This window comes from Providencia sp. wls1922 (assembly GCF_009706505.1).
Lineage (GTDB): Bacteria > Pseudomonadota > Gammaproteobacteria > Enterobacterales > Enterobacteriaceae > Providencia > Providencia lanzhouensis.
The window spans coordinates 12,019-31,075 of sequence record NZ_WLUG01000063.1; the positions used below are offsets into that span (position 1 = coordinate 12,019).

14 protein-coding genes are annotated in these 19,057 nt (G+C 43.5%); 11 read left to right on the forward strand and 3 right to left on the reverse strand.

Annotated features, from left to right (window positions below; genetic code table 11):
• The first annotated feature begins 27 nt into the window (after nt 1–27).
• From ribF to GKR71_RS05975, 9 genes are all read left to right on the forward strand, one after another.
• The gene (ribF, locus tag GKR71_RS05935) at nt 28–966 is read left to right on the forward strand and encodes a bifunctional riboflavin kinase/FAD synthetase (protein WP_036950302.1); all 939 of its coding nucleotides are present in this window, start codon (nt 28–30) and stop codon (nt 964–966) included.
• A gap of 28 nt (nt 967–994) precedes the next feature.
• Entirely contained in the window at nt 995–3,805 is a 2,811-nt protein-coding gene (gene ileS / locus GKR71_RS05940) for an isoleucine--tRNA ligase (RefSeq protein WP_108479229.1), read from the forward strand.
• A complete protein-coding gene (gene lspA, locus GKR71_RS05945) occupies nt 3,805–4,308 on the forward strand; it encodes a signal peptidase II (protein WP_036950306.1) in 504 nt (167 codons plus the stop codon). Before ileS ends, lspA begins: the two co-directional genes overlap by 1 nt.
• A 102-nt stretch (nt 4,309–4,410) precedes the next feature.
• Complete coding sequence (gene fkpB / locus GKR71_RS05950; protein ID WP_036950308.1) at nt 4,411–4,881, forward strand: FKBP-type peptidyl-prolyl cis-trans isomerase; 471 nt, start codon at nt 4,411–4,413, stop codon at nt 4,879–4,881.
• A complete protein-coding gene (gene ispH, locus GKR71_RS05955) occupies nt 4,862–5,815 on the forward strand; it encodes a 4-hydroxy-3-methylbut-2-enyl diphosphate reductase (RefSeq protein ID WP_132496157.1) in 954 nt (317 codons plus the stop codon). Before fkpB ends, ispH begins: the two co-directional genes overlap by 20 nt.
• A gap of 221 nt (nt 5,816–6,036) precedes the next feature.
• The gene (dapB, locus tag GKR71_RS05960; RefSeq protein WP_036950314.1) at nt 6,037–6,858 is read left to right on the forward strand and encodes a 4-hydroxy-tetrahydrodipicolinate reductase; all 822 of its coding nucleotides are present in this window, start codon (nt 6,037–6,039) and stop codon (nt 6,856–6,858) included.
• 448 nt (nt 6,859–7,306) lie between these two features.
• Nucleotides 7,307–8,470, forward strand: a complete 1,164-nt coding sequence (gene carA / locus GKR71_RS05965) for a glutamine-hydrolyzing carbamoyl-phosphate synthase small subunit (protein WP_108479264.1) — start codon at nt 7,307–7,309, stop codon at nt 8,468–8,470.
• 14 nt (nt 8,471–8,484) lie between these two features.
• The gene (carB, locus tag GKR71_RS05970) at nt 8,485–11,706 is read left to right on the forward strand and encodes a carbamoyl-phosphate synthase large subunit (protein ID WP_108479232.1); all 3,222 of its coding nucleotides are present in this window, start codon (nt 8,485–8,487) and stop codon (nt 11,704–11,706) included.
• 166 nt (nt 11,707–11,872) lie between these two features.
• Nucleotides 11,873–12,901, forward strand: a complete 1,029-nt coding sequence (locus tag GKR71_RS05975) for a MerR family transcriptional regulator (protein ID WP_154634050.1) — start codon at nt 11,873–11,875, stop codon at nt 12,899–12,901.
• Nucleotides 12,902–12,984: 83 nt separating this feature from the next.
• Here GKR71_RS05975 and GKR71_RS05980 read toward each other — a convergent pair whose 3' ends face one another.
• The 3 genes from GKR71_RS05980 to metC all read right to left on the reverse strand — a co-directional run bounded on the left by GKR71_RS05980 (nt 12,985) and on the right by metC (nt 16,025).
• Nucleotides 12,985–13,884 (reverse strand): PhzF family phenazine biosynthesis protein, encoded by a 900-nt coding sequence (locus GKR71_RS05980; RefSeq protein WP_036950323.1) that lies wholly within the window; start codon nt 13,882–13,884, stop codon nt 12,985–12,987.
• A 143-nt stretch (nt 13,885–14,027) separates the two neighbouring features.
• Complete coding sequence (locus tag GKR71_RS05985) at nt 14,028–14,702, reverse strand: DedA family protein (protein WP_036950325.1); 675 nt, start codon at nt 14,700–14,702, stop codon at nt 14,028–14,030.
• A 138-nt stretch (nt 14,703–14,840) separates the two neighbouring features.
• The gene (gene metC, locus GKR71_RS05990; RefSeq protein ID WP_036950327.1) at nt 14,841–16,025 is read right to left on the reverse strand and encodes a cystathionine beta-lyase; all 1,185 of its coding nucleotides are present in this window, start codon (nt 16,023–16,025) and stop codon (nt 14,841–14,843) included.
• Between the two features lie 353 nt (nt 16,026–16,378).
• On the opposite strand from metC, the gene exbB reads away from it, so the two are divergent.
• Both exbB and exbD read left to right on the forward strand, forming a co-directional pair.
• On the forward strand, nt 16,379–17,320 hold the full coding sequence (exbB, locus tag GKR71_RS05995; protein ID WP_036950329.1) for a tonB-system energizer ExbB: 942 nt from the start codon (nt 16,379–16,381) through the stop codon (nt 17,318–17,320).
• A gap of 5 nt (nt 17,321–17,325) precedes the next feature.
• Nucleotides 17,326–17,757 carry a TonB system transport protein ExbD gene (exbD, locus tag GKR71_RS06000; protein WP_036950331.1) on the forward strand — a complete coding sequence of 144 codons (432 nt, stop codon included), beginning with the start codon at nt 17,326–17,328 and terminating at the stop codon, nt 17,755–17,757.
• Nucleotides 17,758–19,057: the final 1,300 nt, after the last annotated feature.

A 19,057-nucleotide genomic window follows, 5' to 3' on the forward strand; every position in this document is an offset into this window, starting at 1 on the left:
TGCAATTTCCTCGGTATTGAGCCAGTTATGGAGCTAATTCGCGGTATACAAAATATCCGGTCGTACCATCATGGTTGCGTACTGACTATTGGTAATTTTGATGGTGTTCATCGTGGGCACCAAGTATTACTTCAAAATTTGAAGCTCAAGGGTAAACAGTTAGGTTTACCAACTGTTGTGATGATATTTGAACCACAACCCCTTGAATTTTTTACGGGTGATAAGGCTCCTGCGCGTTTGACACGCCTAAGAGATAAAGTGAAGTACCTTGCTGATAGCGGGGTCGATTATCTATTATGTGTGGAATTTAACCAGCATTTTGCCTCATTAACGCCAGACGCTTTTGTGTCTGACTTATTAGTCGACAAACTCGGTGTGAAATATCTCGCCATTGGTGATGATTTCCGATTCGGAAAAAATCGGATGGGGGATTTTTCTTTTTTACAGCAAGCCGGTCAAAAGTTTGGTTTTGAAGTCGCAGACACCGAAAGCTTTTGTGATTCAGGTGTGCGCGTCAGCAGCACTGCGATCCGTAAAGCGATACAAAACAACGATCTGGCATTAGCTGAAAATTTATTAGGTCACACATATCGCATTAGTGGGCGTGTGGTTCACGGTAATCAGCTAGGTCGTACGATAGGTTTTCCGACAGCAAACCTACCGTTAAAACGTTTAGTCACACCGGTGACTGGCGTGTATGCTGTAGAAGTTCATGGTCTGGGCGATAAGCCTGTACCGGGCGTTGCAAACATTGGCACACGTCCAACGGTATCTGGAAAAGGTACCCAGTTAGAAGTCCATCTGATTGATGCACATATGGATTTATATGGGCGTCATATTGATGTTGTGTTACGTAAAAAATTACGTGACGAACAGCGGTTTGCTTCGTTGGACGCGCTGAAGGAGCAAATTGCTAATGATGTAGTTGCAGCCAGAGAATATCTCGCAGCAATTGGAATCAGATAATTTAGCGGAAAATTGGAACTGAGAATCGATGAGTGACTATAAAAATACCCTGAATCTACCAGAAACAGGGTTCCCAATGCGTGGCGATCTCGCTAAACGCGAACCACAGATGTTAGAGCGCTGGTACAAAGAAGGTTTGTATCAGGCAATCCGTAAAGCAAAATCGGGCAAGAAAACCTTTATTCTGCACGATGGTCCTCCGTATGCTAACGGCAGTATTCATATTGGTCACTCAGTAAACAAAATTCTCAAAGATATTATTATTAAATCCAAAGGGCTGGCGGGCTTTGATTCCCCATACATCCCTGGTTGGGATTGCCATGGCTTACCTATTGAACACAAAGTTGAACAAATCGTAGGTAAACCAGGGGAAAAAGTTTCCGCCGCTGAATTTCGTGCAAAATGCCGTGAATATGCCAAAGAGCAAATTGAAGGGCAAAAAGCTGATTTTATCCGCTTAGGTGTGTTGGGTGAGTGGGACAAACCTTACCTGACCATGGATTTTAAAACCGAAGCGAACATCATCCGTGCTCTGGCGAAAACCGTTGCAAATGGTCATTTAGTGAAAGGGGCAAAACCCGTTCACTGGTGTACAGCATGTGGTTCCTCATTGGCTGAAGCGGAAGTCGAGTATTACGACAAAACATCCCCATCTATCTACGTTCGCTTCCCTGCGGTAGATAGCAAAGCCGTTTGCGAAAAATTTGGTGTTTCTAGCGATAAAACGCCATCTTTAGTGATCTGGACGACAACGCCTTGGACGTTACCAGCTAACCGTGCAATCTCTCTGAACCCAGAGTTCAAATACTCTCTGGTGGATGCGAATGGTGATTTAGTCATTCTAGCAACTGACTTAGTTGAAGAAGTCATGAAGACTGTCGGTGTTGAGTCATGGACAGTATTAGGCGAGTGCGAAGGTAGTGCATTAGAGTTACTTCGTTTTGCTCATCCATTTATGGGCTTTGATGTGCCTGCAATTTTAGGTGACCACGTTACGCTAGATGCGGGTACAGGTGCGGTACATACAGCGCCAGGTCATGGTCCTGAAGACTATGTTGTTGGACAAAAATATGGTTTAGAAACAGCGAACCCAGTGGGTCCAGATGGCTGCTTCTTGCCAAATACTTACCCAGGTTTAGATGGTTTATTTATTTTCAAAGCTAATGATGTGGTGCTGGAAATTCTGAACGAGAAAGGCTTATTGATGTACAAGAAAGCTATCTCTCACAGCTATCCATGTTGCTGGCGCCATAAAACCCCAGTTATTTTCCGTGCGACACCACAATGGTTTATCGGCATGGATAAAAACGGTCTGCGTGAACAATCTCTGAAAGAGATCGACATTGTTCAGTGGATCCCAGGTTGGGGGCGTGCACGTATCGAGTCAATGGTTGAAAACCGCCCTGACTGGTGTATCTCACGTCAACGTACTTGGGGTACCCCAATGTCGTTATTCGTGCACAAAGAGACTGAAGAACTACATCCACGTACTTTAGAGCTGATGGAAGAAGTCGCTAAGCGCGTTGAAGTTGATGGTATCCAAGCATGGTGGGATTTAGACCCTGCTGAATTGCTGGGCGCTGATGCTGAAACTTATCGTAAAGTACCAGACACTTTAGACGTTTGGTTCGATTCAGGATCCACCCACTTTGCTGTGGTTGATGCTCGTCCTGAATTCCATGGTAACTCCGCAGATATGTATCTGGAAGGTTCTGACCAACATCGTGGTTGGTTCATGTCTTCTCTGATGCTGTCTACTGCGATGAAAGGCAAAGCACCTTACCGCCAAGTTCTGACCCACGGTTTTACCGTTGATGGTCAAGGTCGTAAGATGTCTAAATCTTTAGGTAATACAGTGAGTCCGCAAGATGTGATGAACAAGCTGGGCGCTGATATCCTGCGTCTGTGGGTGGCATCAACTGACTATACGGGCGAAATCGCTGTATCTGATGAAATTTTAAAACGTGCAGCAGACTCTTATCGCCGTATCCGTAATACCGCGCGCTTCTTACTGGCAAACTTAAATGGTTTCAACCCAGAAACCGATATGGTGAAACCAGAAGATATGGTGGTGTTAGATCGCTGGGCGGTTGGTCGTGCATTAGAAGCACAGAAAGAGATTACGAAAGCGTACGATGAGTATGATTTCTTAGGTGTTATCCAACGCTTAATGCATTTCTGCTCTATCGAGATGGGCTCGTTCTATCTGGATATTATCAAAGACCGCCAGTACACCGCGAAAAGTGATAGCGTTGCGCGTCGTAGCTGCCAAACTGCACTGTTCCATATTGTGGAAGCGTTGGTTCGTTGGATTGCACCGGTTCTGTCCTTCACATCTGATGAAATCTGGAACGAATTACCGGGCAAACGCGCTCAATTCGTTCTCACTGAAGAGTGGTATAACGGCTTATTTGGTTTAGACGAATCTGAAGCGATGAATGATGGTTTCTGGTCTGAACTGTTAGCCGTACGTGGCGAAGTGAACAAAGTTCTGGAACAAGCGCGTACAGACAAGCACATTGGTGGTTCGTTAGAAGCTTCGGTAACGTTATATGCGGATAGCACATTAGCTGCTAAGTTAAATAGCTTAGGCGATGAACTGCGTTTTGCGCTGTTAACATCTCAAGCGAATGTGGCTGATATTGCAACGGCGCCTGCGGATGCACAAGACAGTGAACTGAAAGGCCTGAAAATTGCCTTCAGTAAAGCGGCTGGGGAAAAATGTCCTCGTTGCTGGCATTATGCAAGTGATATTGGTGCAGCGGCAGAACAACCTGAAATCTGTGGTCGCTGTGTGACTAACGTAGCCGGAAACGGTGAATTACGTAAGTTTGCTTAATGAAGACACCTATTTGTTCTACTGGTTTGCGTTGGCTGTGGCTGACGGTTGTGATTATCGTTGCAGATTTAGCAATTAAGCAATTGGTCTTAAAAGAGCTGACTCTGTACGATCCACACCCTTTAATTCCGTACTTTAACCTTATGTACGCTCAAAACTTTGGTGCGGCATTTAGTTTCCTGGCGGATAAAGGCGGCTGGCAGCGCTGGTTCTTTGCTGGAATAGCTATTGCCATCTCCATTACGTTAATGGTGATGATGTATCGCCAAAGTGTGAAAAAACGCCTGAGCAATATTGCTTATGCGTTAATTATTGGTGGTGCGATCGGTAATTTATTTGACCGTTTAGTGCATGGCTTTGTGGTTGACTACATTGATTTTTATGTTGGCAACTGGCACTGGCCGACCTTTAACTTGGCGGATATGGCCATTTGTATTGGTGCGGCATTGGTGATTTTTGAAGGCTTTTTGCCGGATAAACCCAAACAGCAAGATGCTAAATAGAACAGATAGTGCGATAGGTTGATAAAACCCAATATTGCATATTAATCATCTCAGCCCGACGATAGTCGGGCTGAACTTTATGATAAAAAACAGGTTTAGATTATGTCTACTCAAATACAGGCGCAGAGTTCTGTTTTACTGCATTTCACTCTGAAATTAGAAGATGGCTCCACGGCAGATTCTTCTCACGCACAAGGAAAGCCTGCGTTGTTTGCTCTTGGAAATGATTCACTGTCGCCAGAATTAGAAGCGCAACTGATTGGGCTATCTGAAGGTGAAAAGAAAACATTTTCCTTAGCTGGGGATACGGTATTCGGGAAACATAATCCAGACTTAGTGCAATACTTTTCATTGCGTGATTTTATGGAAACGGGGATCCCTGAAATTGGTACCATCATGCTGTTTACGGGCATGAATGGAAGCGAAATGCCGGGTGTCGTGAAGGCAATCGAAGGGGAATCAATTACTGTTGATTTTAACCATCCTCTTGCTGAGCAACAAATTACCTTTGAAATTGAAGTGCTAGAAATAGACCCACAATTGGAGAGTCACCATGCAAATATTAATGGCTAATCCTCGTGGATTTTGTGCGGGTGTTGACCGTGCAATCAGTATTGTTGAACGCGCCTTAGAAATTTATGGCGCACCGATTTACGTTCGCCATGAAGTGGTGCATAACCGCTATGTGGTTGACGATTTACGCCAGCGTGGCGCTATCTTCATTGAAGAAATCTCTGAAGTTCCCGATGGCTCTATTCTAATTTTCTCAGCTCATGGCGTTTCACAAGCCATTCGCCAAGAAGCCCGTTCCCGCGATTTAACCATGTTATTTGATGCGACCTGCCCATTAGTGACTAAAGTGCATATGGAAGTGGCTCGTGCAAGCCGTAAAGGCAAAGAAGCGATTTTAATCGGTCACGCAGGGCACCCTGAAGTGGAAGGGACAATGGGGCAATACAATAACCCTGAAGGGGGAATGTATCTCGTTGAAAGCCCAGAAGACGTTTGGAAGCTACAGGTAAAAGATGAAAACAACCTGAGTTTTATGACGCAAACGACGCTTTCAGTGGATGATACCTCCGATGTGATTGATGCGCTCACCCGTCGATTCCCTAATATTGTTGGACCTCGCAAAGACGATATTTGCTATGCAACCACGAACCGCCAAGAAGCGGCACGTGAGCTCGCAGAAAAAGCCGATATCGTGCTAGTTGTTGGTTCGAAAAACTCGTCCAACTCAAACCGTTTAGCTGAATTAGCGTCTCGAATGGGGAAAGCCGCATTTCTGATTGATGGTGCTGAAGATATTCAAACCGAGTGGTTAAAAGATAAGAAAATTATCGGATTGACTGCGGGGGCATCCGCGCCAGATATTTTAGTCCGCCAAGTGATTGATAGACTGAAAGAGCTGGGTGCCGACTCCGTGGTTGAGCTACAAGGGCGAGAAGAAAATATCGTTTTTGAAGTACCAAAAGAGCTGCGTGTGGACGTTAAAGAAATTAATTAATACATTGATTTTATTATAGTAGCGGCTGATTTGGCCGCTGCTGTTTTCTATTTTGTCAGCACCCCATCCCATATCAATACAATTTTTTCTGATAATCATCCCCCTCTCTACGGTTTTATTAATATCTCCAGATTAGTGCTGGCGTCCCGATTCAAGTTTCTTTAAGGTATAACCAAGATTTTATTTTGGTTTTCGCCTCAATATTTACGAAAGGATCAAAAATGGCAGATTCAACTGTACGCGTTGCGATTGTCGGTGCGGGTGGGCGCATGGGGCGCCAATTAATTCAAGCAGCACAAGAACAAGACGGAATTCAACTTGGTGCAGCTATTGAGCGTGAAGGCTCTTCGCTTATTGGCACCGATGCGGGTGAACTGGCGGGAATTGGGCAAATTGGTGTGAAAGTCGTTGGTCACTTAGATTCTGTCGTTAATGATTTTGATGTACTGATTGATTTCACCCGTCCTGAAGGTACCTTACAATATTTAGCGTTCTGTCAATCTCACCAAAAAGGCATGGTCATTGGGACCACAGGATTTGATGAACAAGGAAAATTGGCTATTGCTGAAGCCGCAAAATCTATCCCAATTGTCTTCGCTGCCAACTTTAGCGTTGGTGTGAATCTGGTGCTGAAATTACTGGAAAAAGCGGCGAAAGTGATGGGAGATTACACCGATATTGAAATTATTGAAGCCCATCATCGTCATAAAGTTGATGCCCCTTCAGGCACTGCGTTGGCGATGGGGGAATCTATCGCGGATGCATTAGGAAAAGATCTGAAAGAGTGTGCGGTGTATGCACGTGAAGGCTATACCGGAGAGCGTGAGCCGGGCACGATTGGTTTTGCTACTGTACGTGCTGGCGATATTGTTGGTGAGCACACTGCAATGTTTGCTGATATTGGCGAGCGTGTAGAGATAAGCCACAAGGCTTCCAGTCGTATGACCTTTGCTAAAGGCGCGATAAGAGCATCATCTTGGGTTAATGCCAAGAAAGATGGGTTGTACAATATGAAAGATGTCCTTAATCTTGATGATTTGTAGTTTTTTATAAAATAAATTTTCATTTAAAATCAGATGGCTTCGTTTGAAGTCTCTGATTTATCGTAATCTATTTATTTAATTTAATTAAATCCGTTGTTTTCTATTATCTTTGTGTCATTTTTTCTCTTTTTTACTCAAAAATTGCACTTTAGATCCTCCCTTGTCTGCGCTATTATCCATTTTGCACTTTTCTTCGCTATTAACCGTTTGCGTTTTTACCCATGAATAGTTATTTCATTAGCCTTCTATAGAAAAAATAGGTAAGAATGCAAAAAAGTAAGCTAAAAGTGAAAAAAATGCATTTTTTTCTAGACAAGACTCTATCCCATCATTAGAATGCGCGCAATTTGCCAAAAATTTGCTTAAAAACTCATTTTGGCATTGATTTAGATCGCAAAATCTGAATTAATATGCAAAAAATATGATTGATTATTCTCCGGAGGATGTTTTGATTAAGTCAGCTATATTGGTTCTGGAAGACGGAACCCAATTCCACGGGCGCGCCATTGGTGCTGAAGGGGCCGCTATTGGAGAAGTCGTTTTCAATACTTCAATGACCGGATATCAAGAAATAATTACTGACCCTTCCTATTCCCGCCAAATTGTTACTCTCACTTATCCCCATATTGGTAATGTCGGCACTAATGCTGATGACGAAGAATCTCCTAACGTACACGCTCAAGGCCTTATCATTCGCGACTTACCATTAATTTACAGTAACTTTCGTGGTCAGGAAGGCTTGTCTGAATATCTGAAACGCCACAATGTGGTGGCTATCGCGGATATCGACACGCGCAAATTAACCCGCCTGTTAAGAGAAAAAGGCGCACAAAACGGTTGTATCATCGCAGGGGATAACCCAGATGCGGCGTTGGCTTTAGAAAAAGCACGCAGCTTCTCAGGTTTAAATGGCTTAGATTTAGCAAAAGAAGTTTGCACCAAAGAGATTTACAGCTGGACTCAACGCTCTTGGAACTTAGAAGAAGGGCAACCAGCAGCAAGCAAAGAAGATGAGCTGCCATTACACGTTGTTGCTTACGATTTTGGTGCAAAGCGCAATATTCTGCGTATGTTAGTTGACCGTGGGTGCCGCTTAACCGTCGTTCCGGCAACAACACCAGCAGAAACGGTGTTAGCGATGAACCCAGATGGGATTTTCTTATCAAACGGCCCTGGCGACCCAGCCCCTTGTGACTACGCTATCAACGCTATCCAAGAATTCTTAAAAACTGAAATCCCCGTATTTGGCATTTGCTTGGGTCACCAATTGCTAGCATTAGCAAGTGGTGCCAATACCGTGAAGATGAAGTTTGGTCACCACGGTGCTAACCACCCAGTTAAAGATTTAGATAAAGATGTGGTGATGATCACGGCTCAAAACCACGGTTTTGCGGTTGATGAATCCACACTACCCGACACATTGCGTGTGACGCACAAATCGCTGTTTGATGGCACTTTGCAAGGTATCCATCGCACAGATAAACCTGCATTCAGTTTCCAAGGTCACCCAGAAGCCAGTTCTGGTCCTCATGATGCCGCAGGTCTTTTTGACCACTTCATTGATTTAATCAACGAATACCGTCAAAACACACCACGTTCAAACGCAAAATAATCGGGAGAAAGAAAATGGCAAAACGTACAGATATTAAAAGCATTCTGATCCTCGGTGCGGGCCCGATTGTTATCGGCCAAGCGTGTGAGTTTGACTATTCAGGTGCGCAAGCGTGTAAAGCTCTTAGAGAAGAAGGCTACCGCGTTATTCTAGTGAACTCGAACCCAGCGACTATCATGACAGACCCAGAAATGGCGGATGCAACTTACATCGAGCCAATTCACTGGGAAGTGGTACGCAAAATCATTGAAAAAGAGCGCCCAGATGCAGTATTACCAACCATGGGTGGACAAACCGCGCTGAACTGTGCCCTTGAGCTTGAACGCCAAGGTGTATTGGCTGAATTTGGCGTGACCATGATTGGTGCGACTGCGGACGCGATTGATAAAGCAGAAGACCGCCAGCGCTTTGATAAAGCGATGAAAAAAATCGGTTTAGGCACAGCGCGTTCAGGTATCGCACACACAATGGAAGAAGCTAATGCCGTCGCTGATGACGTTGGTTTCCCGTGTATCATTCGCCCATCTTTCACCATGGGGGGGTCCGGTGGTGGTATCGCGTATAACCGCGAAGAATTTGAAGAAATCTGTACTCGTGGTTTAGATTTATCTCCAACTAACGAATTATTAATCGATGAATCGTTAATTGGTTGGAAAGAGTATGAAATGGAAGTAGTTCGCGATAAGAAAGATAACTGCATTATCGTCTGCTCCATTGAAAACTTCGACGCAATGGGAATTCACACTGGTGACTCCATCACCGTCGCACCTGCGCAAACACTGACAGATAAAGAATACCAAATCATGCGTGATGCCTCGATGGCAGTACTGCGTGAAATCGGCGTTGAAACAGGCGGTTCTAACGTTCAGTTCGCCGTTAACCCGAAAGATGGTCGCTTAATTGTTATCGAGATGAACCCGCGTGTTTCTCGTTCATCCGCACTAGCGTCAAAAGCAACAGGCTTCCCAATTGCTAAGATCGCTGCAAAATTAGCGGTTGGTTACACTCTCGATGAGCTGATGAATGACATCACAGGCGGTCGTACTCCTGCGTCATTTGAACCGTCTATCGACTACGTTGTGACCAAAATCCCTCGTTTTAACTTCGAAAAATTCGCAGGAAGCAATGACCGTCTGACCACCCAAATGAAATCAGTGGGTGAGGTGATGGCTATTGGTCGCACATTCCAAGAATCTATGCAAAAAGCGCTGCGTGGTCTGGAAGTGGGCGCAACAGGCTTTGACCCGAAAGTGAGCCAGGACGACCCAGAATCGTTAACTCGCATTCGCCGTGAGCTGAAAGATGCGGGCTCCGACCGTATTTGGTACATCGCTGATGCATTCCGCGCAGGCCTATCTATCGATGGTATCTTCAATCTAACTAATATCGACCGCTGGTTCTTAGTACAAATTGAAGAGCTGGTGCGTTTAGAAAACGAAGTGGCAGAGTTAGGTATTAATGGTCTGACTAAAGATTTCTTACGCCAACTGAAGCGCAAAGGTTTTGCGGATGCGCGTTTGGCAAGTCTAGTGGGTGTGTCTGAAGCTGAATTACGTAAATTACGTCAAGGTTATGATTTACATCCAGTTTATAAGCGTGTAGATACCTGTGCGGCAGAGTTTGCGACCGACACTGCTTATATGTACTCGACTTATGAAGATGAATGCGAATCCAATCCGAACAACGACAAGCCAAAAATCATGGTATTAGGTGGCGGTCCAAACCGTATCGGACAAGGTATCGAATTCGACTACTGCTGTGTACACGCTTCATTAGCGCTGCGTGAAGATGGTTATGAAACTATCATGGTCAACTGTAACCCAGAAACGGTTTCAACAGACTACGACACTTCTGACCGCCTCTATTTCGAGCCAGTGACACTGGAAGATGTATTAGAAATCGTCCGTATCGAACAGCCGAAAGGGGTGATTGTTCAATATGGTGGTCAAACTCCACTGAAATTAGCGCGTGCATTAGAAGCCGCGGGTGTACCGGTTATTGGTACTAGTCCAGATGCGATTGACCGTGCAGAAGACCGTGAGCGTTTCCAACAAGCGGTTAATCGCTTAAACCTGAAACAGCCACAAAACGCCACTGTTGCAACTATCGAACAAGCTGTTGAAAAAGCAGCGGGTATCGGCTATCCACTGGTAGTTCGTCCATCTTACGTACTGGGCGGTCGTGCGATGGAAATCGTTTATGACGAAGTTGACCTGCGTCGCTACTTCCAAACCGCGGTGAGTGTGTCTAACGATGCGCCAGTCCTATTAGACCGCTTCCTTGATGATGCGATTGAAGTTGACGTGGATGCAATCTGCGACGGTGAAATGGTGCTGATTGGCGGAATTATGGAGCACATTGAGCAAGCGGGTGTTCACTCTGGTGACTCAGCATGTTCACTGCCAGCTTATACATTAAGCCAAGAAATTCAGGATGTGATGCGTGAACAAGTGCGCAGTCTGGCATTCGAGTTACGCGTTCGCGGTCTGATGAACGTCCAGTTTGCGGTGAAGAACAACGAAGTTTACCTGATTGAAGTGAACCCGCGTGCAGCAAGAACGGTGCCATTTGTTTCTAAAGCAACAGGCGTACCACTAGCGAAAGTTGCCGCGCGTGTTATGGCGGGTCAAACACTGACTCAGCAAGGCGTGACTGAAGAAGTCATTCCACCTTACTACTCAGTCAAAGAAGTAGTTCTGCCATTCAACAAGTTCCAAGGTGTTGACCCAATCCTCGGACCAGAAATGCGCTCAACAGGTGAAGTGATGGGTGTTGGTCGCACATTTGCTGAAGCATTTGCTAAGGCGATGTTAGGCAGCAACTCAACCATGAAGAAATCCGGTCGCGCACTGCTGTCTGTTCGTGAAGGCGATAAAACGAAAGTTGTTGATTTAGCAGCGAAACTGCTGAAACACGGTTTTGAGTTAGATGCGACTCACGGAACGGCGATTGTCTTGGGTGAAGCGGGTATTAACCCACGTTTAGTGAACAAAGTTCACGAAGGTCGTCCACACATTCAAGACCGTATTAAGAATGGAGAGTACAACTACATCGTGAATACAACGGCAGGTCGTCAAGCGATTGAAGATTCAAAACTCATTCGCGGTAGCGCACTGCGTTACAAAGTTCACTATGATACAACCCTCAACGGTGGCTTTGCGACGGCATTATCCCTGAGCGCAGACCCAACGGATAAAGTGATTTCTGTACAAGAGATGCACGCATTAATTAAATAATCATTGATTCGCTGATTATTAACCCCAGTGGCGTTATCGCCTCTGGGGTTTTTTTATGGTTAGCGAAAAGTGGAATAAATTAAAATAAATGGAAAATAGTGCACAATAGTGATTGACCCTCACGTAACGTGAGGCACTAACCTGCATTTCAGGACAGGAGGCTAAGATGCTATTTCAAGTGGGTGAGATCGCAGAGAAAACAGGATTAACCATTCGTACCCTTCATCATTATGAAGAGATTGGTTTATTACTGCCGACTGCCAGAACCGATGCAGGTTATCGACTCTATAATATGCAATGTATTGAACGTTTGACGCAAATTCAGATGCTGCGTCAGGTGGGAGTCAAACTGAAAGACATCGGTGAGTTACTTAATGGTCACAGTGGCGATATCTCTCTTTTGCTGCAAGAGCGTATTAGTCTGTTAACCGAGCAGATGAAGCAGATTGAAAAACTGCGTTCACGTCTCGAGCGGTTACAGCAGCAAATGCAACAGGGAGATAACCCCACTCAGGCTGATTGGTTTTCATTATTGGAGATGATGTCGATGTTTGATAAATATTTTACCCCTCAAGAGCTTGAGCAATTGCCACTATACACGGCGAACACATTGAAAAATCAAGAGTGGCAACAGCGGGTCGCCACAGTAAAATCGTTAATGGAAAAAGGTGAATCACCGAAATCAGCTGAAGTACAAGCGGTTGGTGTTGAGTGGATGACTGCCTTGGAAAGAGATACGGGCGGAAACCCTGATTTCTTTGCGCGTTTAAATCAAATTCACTTAACCGACAACGAGCTAATGTTCTCGACAGGGATCACCGAAGCGATCATTGACTTTGTAGCTCGGGGTTTCAGTGAGTACCAACTGTCGCGTTTTAAACCCCATTTAACCGCAGAGCAATTTACTGTTGTCAGCCAGCATTATTTTGAATCCGGCAAAGTGTGGCCTGAATTTATTTCAGGAATTTATAATGCATTGAAAGCGGGGGATGCCCCAGATTCGCCGAATGTGCAGAAGCTAGCGGGAATGTGGTTAACCATGTTTAACCAATTTACTGGGGGCGATCCGCTATTACAGGAAAAAATCCGCACGATTTATCGCGAAGATCCGGTTATTTCTCAAGGAACATGGATGACGCCAGAAATTGGGCAGTATCTGTTTTCCGCCATTAGTTTCTTATTGGCGAAGCAATAACAGCGTAAGTTAGCAATCCATTCTTGATATCAAAGTCGCGACAGAATATGCCGCGACTTTTTTGTTTTAGGTGTGTTAAGAGATTAAAAATGGACGGTTTGGACACCCATTGTTGCGGCTTGTCCACCCACATAAACTCGACTGATAGCCTGATCTTGATGAGAGATTTCCACTTGAATTTGCGAGGAACACCCCATTGCTCGCCCTTGCTCTAACAGAAAATGGGTTTCTGTGGGGAAGACATGTTTCACAAGATAGCAGCCAAGAGCACCACTGGCGCTACCGGTTGCGGACTCTTCATTAATTCCGTAGAGCGGAGCAAAATTTCGGCAATGAGCAGTAAAAGAAGGCGACTGGTTTAACTCAAAAACATGAAAACCAATCGAGTCAAATTCACGGCTCAGCTGCGCGATAGCATCATAATTAGGTTTTAAATTATCCAATTGATTGGATTGCACGGGGACTAAAATATCAGGTAATCCAGTGGAGATAATTTCAATAGGTAAACCTGTTTCTGTGATTGTCTCAGCTGGGATACCTAATGCGGCAGCGACGGTATTCACATCAGGCCCTTGGCGAGTAGCGGGGAGTGTTTGTTGCATAGTGACCCCATCAGCACTGACCGTAACATTTAAAATACCTGCTTTGGTTTTTTGGGAGTAGGTGCCAGCGGCTAATTGATTCAGTGAAAATAGGGTAAAAAAGACAGCCAATGTTGCATGTCCACAAAAGTCGACTTCACTTTCAGGGGTGAAAAAATCCACTTTAAAATCCGTTTCTTCACCCGCACTTTCTCCGGAATAGACAAACGCCGTTTCGGAAAATCCCACTTGGCGAGCAATCGTAATTTTTTGTGCATCACTGAGTTTCGGGGGATTGAGCACGACTCCGGCAGGATTTCCGCCTGTGTTATTTCGAGTAAATGAGTTTACAAGATGAACGTTAAGCGTGTGTTCATTCGTAGGTATTGCTGTGTTGTGCATAGTGGCTCCAGGGAAATTAAGCGCGTTTATTGAGTTATTTATTAGTACGAAGTGAGCGCATATTGAGAGGTAGATATGGTTTTGTAGCGGCGACCAAACACTGAAACTTGTGTTGGTCGCGTGAGATGATTTAGGCGTGCAATTTAGCTTTCTTTGCTGCCTTTCAAAGCTTTACGGTGCTTCCAGTAGACGATAATGGAGCCAATCAAACCACTGACCAACAGCACAACAGGGATGATCATCAGTGCGGTGATTACGACTTGTTCATGCTCTTTAACGAAAGGAATTTGGTTAACGGCATAGCCCAAAGTCACAATAATACCGACCCACAATAACCCGCTAAGCCAGTTGAATAACTGGAAACGGCGGTGGCTTAAATCGGATAATCCCGCTAACAATGGCAGTAGCGTTCTCACGAATGCCAGAAAGCGTCCGATCAATAATGCATACAAACCTTGTCGGTTAAACATATCATTGGCTTTTTTATGATATTCCTCAGGGAGTTGAGAAAGCCAGCGTTTAACTATCTTCGTTTCGCTTAACCAACGCCCTTGAACAAATCCAAGCCAGCAGCCTAAACTCGCAGCCGTCGCTAGCAGCAAGATTGTGGGGACAAAGTGCAAAACACCTTTGGCAATCAATGCACCAGAAAGCAGTAAAAGGGTATCACCTGGTAAAAATGCGGCGGGGAGCACGCCATTTTCTAATACAATCACCACAAAGAGTACGGTGTAAATTACCCAGAGAACTTCTGGGTTGGCGAGCTTCATAAAATCGTGTTGCCAAAGTGCCAGTACGATTTCGCGTATGACTTCCATAATCGTTCCTGTATCTGCATAAAGCGAATCATTGGGCTCTATATTACAGGAAAAATTTCAGCCTAGTTTGATTTGTTTGGGTAATTATCTAAAAGGCAGTGATTAACTGCCTAATAATTAAGGACAGAATGTTGATGTTTAAATGCGCGCGAAAGCACGTTGTAAATCATCAATGAGATCTTGCGGGTGTTCTAAGCCGACATGCAGACGGAAAAACGACCCACTATCCGGTTGATAATTGTATTGGCGCATACTGAGTAAATCTTCGGTTTGATAACCAAGAATCAGTGATTCAAACCCGCCCCATGAATACCCCATTTTAAAATGGCTAAAGTGGTCGAGAAAATCGCTGAACTGTTTAGGGGATAACCGCGAATTTAATTGAAATGAAAACAACCCGTTGCAGCCACTAAAATCCCGTTTAAAGAATTCATGCCCAGGGTGGCCTGGAAGTGCAGGATGAAAAACATGTGCCACAGCGGGATGCTCTACTAACCAGTTTGCGACGGCTAAACTGTTCGCTTCATGCTGCTTGAGGCGGGTTGGTAAGGTGTGAAGACCTCTACCAGCCATGTAAACAGTATCAGGATCGGCAGTTTGCCCCAATAAATATGAATTTTCTCGCAAAGTTTCGATGCAGCGCTGGTTGGCAACAGCGACCCCTAACATGCCATCTGAATGACCATTAATGTACTTTGTCGCGGATTGAATAGAGATATCTACATCAAATAAAAGAGGTTTAAGTAAGACACCCGCAGCCCATGTATTATCGAGCATGATAATGATTTCTGGGGATTTTTGACGAATGGCTTTTACAATAGCAGGAAGGTCATGGACTTCCATAGTGATAGAACCTGGCGATTCCAAAAAAACAATTTTGGTATTTGGACGGATTAAATCGGCAATTTTTGCGCCAGTTAATGGGTCGAAATAATTCGTTTCAACATTCAAATTAGTGAGGATTTTGTCGCAGAAGTTTTGTGTCGGGTCATAGGCTGACCCCGTGACCAGAATATGATCCCCCGCGCTGATAAATGACATAATGGCATTGGTGATCGCTGCTGCACCTGAAGGGTAAAGAACACAGCCAGCACCACATTCCAATTCGGTCATCGCTTCTTGGAAAGCAAAATGGGTCTGTGTACCTCGGCGACCATACATTAATACGCCATTTGCGCGATTGCGTACAGCATGCTTTTTATCTTCTACCGAATCAAAAATCACGGAAGAGGTACGTTGAATGACAGGGTTTACCCCTTTTTGAGTGAATTTAGGGTTTCTACCAAGATGCACGAGCTGGGTTTCTGGTCTTATGTTTGCCATTGAGTTATCCCTTATTTACCAATAGAAAATCAAATGATTGGCCAAGTTATCACCTGACGTTAAATGATTTTGGTCTACCAGAGCAAGAACAAAAGTGGTTAGCTGAATTTTCTTCATTATCAAGCAGCAAATCGAGTCGTCTCTCGAAGGGTTATGTTGATAAGCGACAAAAAATTGCGAATACTAATGATAATTACTATCAATTCGTGGTGTGTTTGATATTATCTGACATCTTGACGAAAAGAGATGAATGCGTGAATCAAATTTCGCTTTTAATGGTTAGTCGATGAATGGCACAATCATCGATATAAATTTTTTTATACAACACAAAATAAGAGAGTAAAGGCCAACTGATGCGTAAATTAACAGCTTCTATTCTATTGGCGATCGGCTTAATGGGCACGGCATCCGCAGAAACAACACCCGCTGTCACACCTACTACACCAGTAGCTAACCAAGGTTCAACAGCCGCTCCTGCAAATACTCCTTCCACAACGGAAGTGACTGCAACTCAAGCAACGACAACTCCAGCAGCAACACCGGAATCTGTCGTGACAAATACGGTAGTGACTGAAAATGTTGAGATTGCGACTGAAGCTCACGGTGGCGGTTTTGATCAGGATTTATCGGTTTGGGGTATGTACCAAAACGCAGATGTTGTTGTAAAAACGGTGATGATTGGTCTGTTACTCGCATCCGTGATTACATGGGCGCTATTCTTATCCAAAGGAAGTGAGATTTTAATTGCACGTCGTCGTTTAAAAGATGAAGCAAAAGCAATTGCAGAAGTAAAATCTCTTGATGAAGCGGTATCTATCGCGGAAGGGTTTAAAGCAGGTAGCATTACGCGCATGTTATTAGCTGAAGCGACAACGGAAAGAGCGCTTTCGGCAAACAGTCAAGATCTTGCGGGTATTAAAGACCGTACAGGTTTCCGTTTAGAAAGAGCGGTTGCTGCAATCAGCCGTTATATGGGGCGTGGAAATGGCTATTTAGCAACAATTGGAGCGATTTCTCCATTTGTCGGTCTATTTGGCACAGTGTGGGGGATCATGAATAGCTTCATAGGTATTGCTCACTCACAAACCACAAACTTAGCGGTTGTTGCTCCAGGGATTGCAGAAGCGCTGCTGGCAACGGCAATCGGTCTTATTGCCGCGATTCCTGCGGTGGTTATCTATAATATTTTTGCTCGTATGATCAACAACTATCGTGGTCAAGTGGGTGATGTTGCTGCACAAGCAGCGTTGTTACTGGGGCGTGACCTCGATCTGGCAAACAGCAAAGCAAGGTAATTATTATGGCAATGCGTTTAGGTGACGAACAAGACGATAGCGGTGAAATGCATGAAATCAACGTAACACCGTTTATCGATGTTATGTTGGTTCTGCTGATTATCTTTATGGTTGCAGCGCCACTGGCTACCGTTGATATTAAAGTCGACTTACCTGCTTCCACTGCGAAGCCTCAGCCTCGACCAGAAAAGCCAGTATTCTTAACTGTGAAATCAGATAGTCAGCTGTTTATCGGCGAGCAAGCGGTTAGTAAAGAGCAGTTAGGTTCAACCCTTGATCAAGCGACAAACACCAATAAAGAAACCACAATTTTCTTCCAAGCGGACAAAAGTGTGGATTATGAAACGATGATGGATGTAATGAATGCATTGCGTCAATCGGGGTATCTCAAGATTGGTTTAGTCGGTATGGAAGCAACAGCGGCTAATGCTAAATAGCTAAGTTGTTTTACGTAGTAATGCGTTTTATCTCTGTATCGCGGATGTCATTCTCACATTGATGCTTTGAGATAAAACGCATTTTTTTATACCTATCAATTTTCATCCATCATATCTTTTGCATATTCTTGCAACATTTCTGATAAAAAAATGCTCTCTCTTTATAGTTTCGCAAACAAATGGTTTAATTTTATTCGGAATTTCTTCTAATTTTATTTAAGTTAGAGTAATTTTAAATTCTGCTCACATAAAACCACGTTTAAAAAAGGCTTGATAAGGTTAATTGAAAATAAACCATCCATATTGTGCGGGATTATTCACATACAGAGTAATTTCTCTGAATACCCAAATTAAGAGTATCGATTTTAGAGTGTTTTGTGTGAATTACCATGGAACTTACTGATTGTTAGAATAATCATGAATAAAGGCGATATCATCGTTCAAAATAACAACAGGGCTAACCCGTTAGATGAAGTTCAGACAAAAAAAGAGAATAATAAAAATTATTAATACATTTAACTCTAATTGAAATGATAAAAAAAGCGAGTAAATAAGCTGGATAATTTTATTAATATAAGTGTTATTAATAAAATTATTTTAAATGTACTTGAACAATGAAATATAAATATGTAATTACTGTTATAAATGCAAAGCTGACACGTTTATTAGTGTTTTTTGGGTTCAATGTATTGTTATTTATTGTTTTTTTGACTTCTTGCTAATGCTTCTTAAATAAAATAAAAAAACACTTGCGCAACATTTCATGAGCGCTATAATGCAGCCAATAACATTTAGAAATACTTTTTAATAACTTTTCATCTCGAGTTTTTTATTTTTCAATTTACTAATGCTAGGGAATAAATAAAGTACTAGTCGCTGTTTGATTAGGCTTTATATTAAAAATAAATATAATCAATCATACTCGAGTGTACGATGTTCAGTTGTTAGATGTAAGTTCGGATGTTATTACTGAAGTCAAATGGGCTGACTTTAGACGACACACAGCAAAATGATGTAATAAAAATATTTCATATTATACTCCTCTATAAATAAGATAAGACTATACTTCCATGCGCCATCATTAAGATGGCGTTTTTTTTATGCATGTTTATTTATCTTTCAAGCATCAACTGTACCCTCAGAATTTATGTGAAGAATCGGTGATATGCGGTGTGATTAAGCATGTGGTTAAATCAATCTTTCTGAGAGTATTCATAATTTATTATTTAATGATAAAAAGTATCAGAGTATGATGTGCACCTCTTCGCTGTGGGGCATTTAGCTATACATCATGTAGCAA

What these genes read in the sequence shown, in the direction of transcription:
- GKR71_RS05980 (WP_036950323.1), bottom strand. Translation starts at nt 13,884, where the DNA reads ATGCACAACACAGCAATACCTACGAATGAACACACGCTTAACGTTCAT.
- exbB (WP_036950329.1), top strand. Translation starts at nt 16,379, where the DNA reads ATGCGTAAATTAACAGCTTCTATTCTATTGGCGATCGGCTTAATGGGC.
- carB (WP_108479232.1), top strand. Translation starts at nt 8,485, where the DNA reads ATGGCAAAACGTACAGATATTAAAAGCATTCTGATCCTCGGTGCGGGC.
- metC (WP_036950327.1), bottom strand. Translation starts at nt 16,025, where the DNA reads ATGGCAAACATAAGACCAGAAACCCAGCTCGTGCATCTTGGTAGAAAC.
- lspA (WP_036950306.1), top strand. Translation starts at nt 3,805, where the DNA reads ATGAAGACACCTATTTGTTCTACTGGTTTGCGTTGGCTGTGGCTGACG.
- ribF (WP_036950302.1), top strand. Translation starts at nt 28, where the DNA reads ATGGAGCTAATTCGCGGTATACAAAATATCCGGTCGTACCATCATGGT.
- dapB (WP_036950314.1), top strand. Translation starts at nt 6,037, where the DNA reads ATGGCAGATTCAACTGTACGCGTTGCGATTGTCGGTGCGGGTGGGCGC.
- exbD (WP_036950331.1), top strand. Translation starts at nt 17,326, where the DNA reads ATGGCAATGCGTTTAGGTGACGAACAAGACGATAGCGGTGAAATGCAT.
- fkpB (WP_036950308.1), top strand. Translation starts at nt 4,411, where the DNA reads ATGTCTACTCAAATACAGGCGCAGAGTTCTGTTTTACTGCATTTCACT.
- GKR71_RS05985 (WP_036950325.1), bottom strand. Translation starts at nt 14,702, where the DNA reads ATGGAAGTCATACGCGAAATCGTACTGGCACTTTGGCAACACGATTTT.
- ispH (WP_132496157.1), top strand. Translation starts at nt 4,862, where the DNA reads ATGCAAATATTAATGGCTAATCCTCGTGGATTTTGTGCGGGTGTTGAC.
- ileS (WP_108479229.1), top strand. Translation starts at nt 995, where the DNA reads ATGAGTGACTATAAAAATACCCTGAATCTACCAGAAACAGGGTTCCCA.
- GKR71_RS05975 (WP_154634050.1), top strand. Translation starts at nt 11,873, where the DNA reads ATGCTATTTCAAGTGGGTGAGATCGCAGAGAAAACAGGATTAACCATT.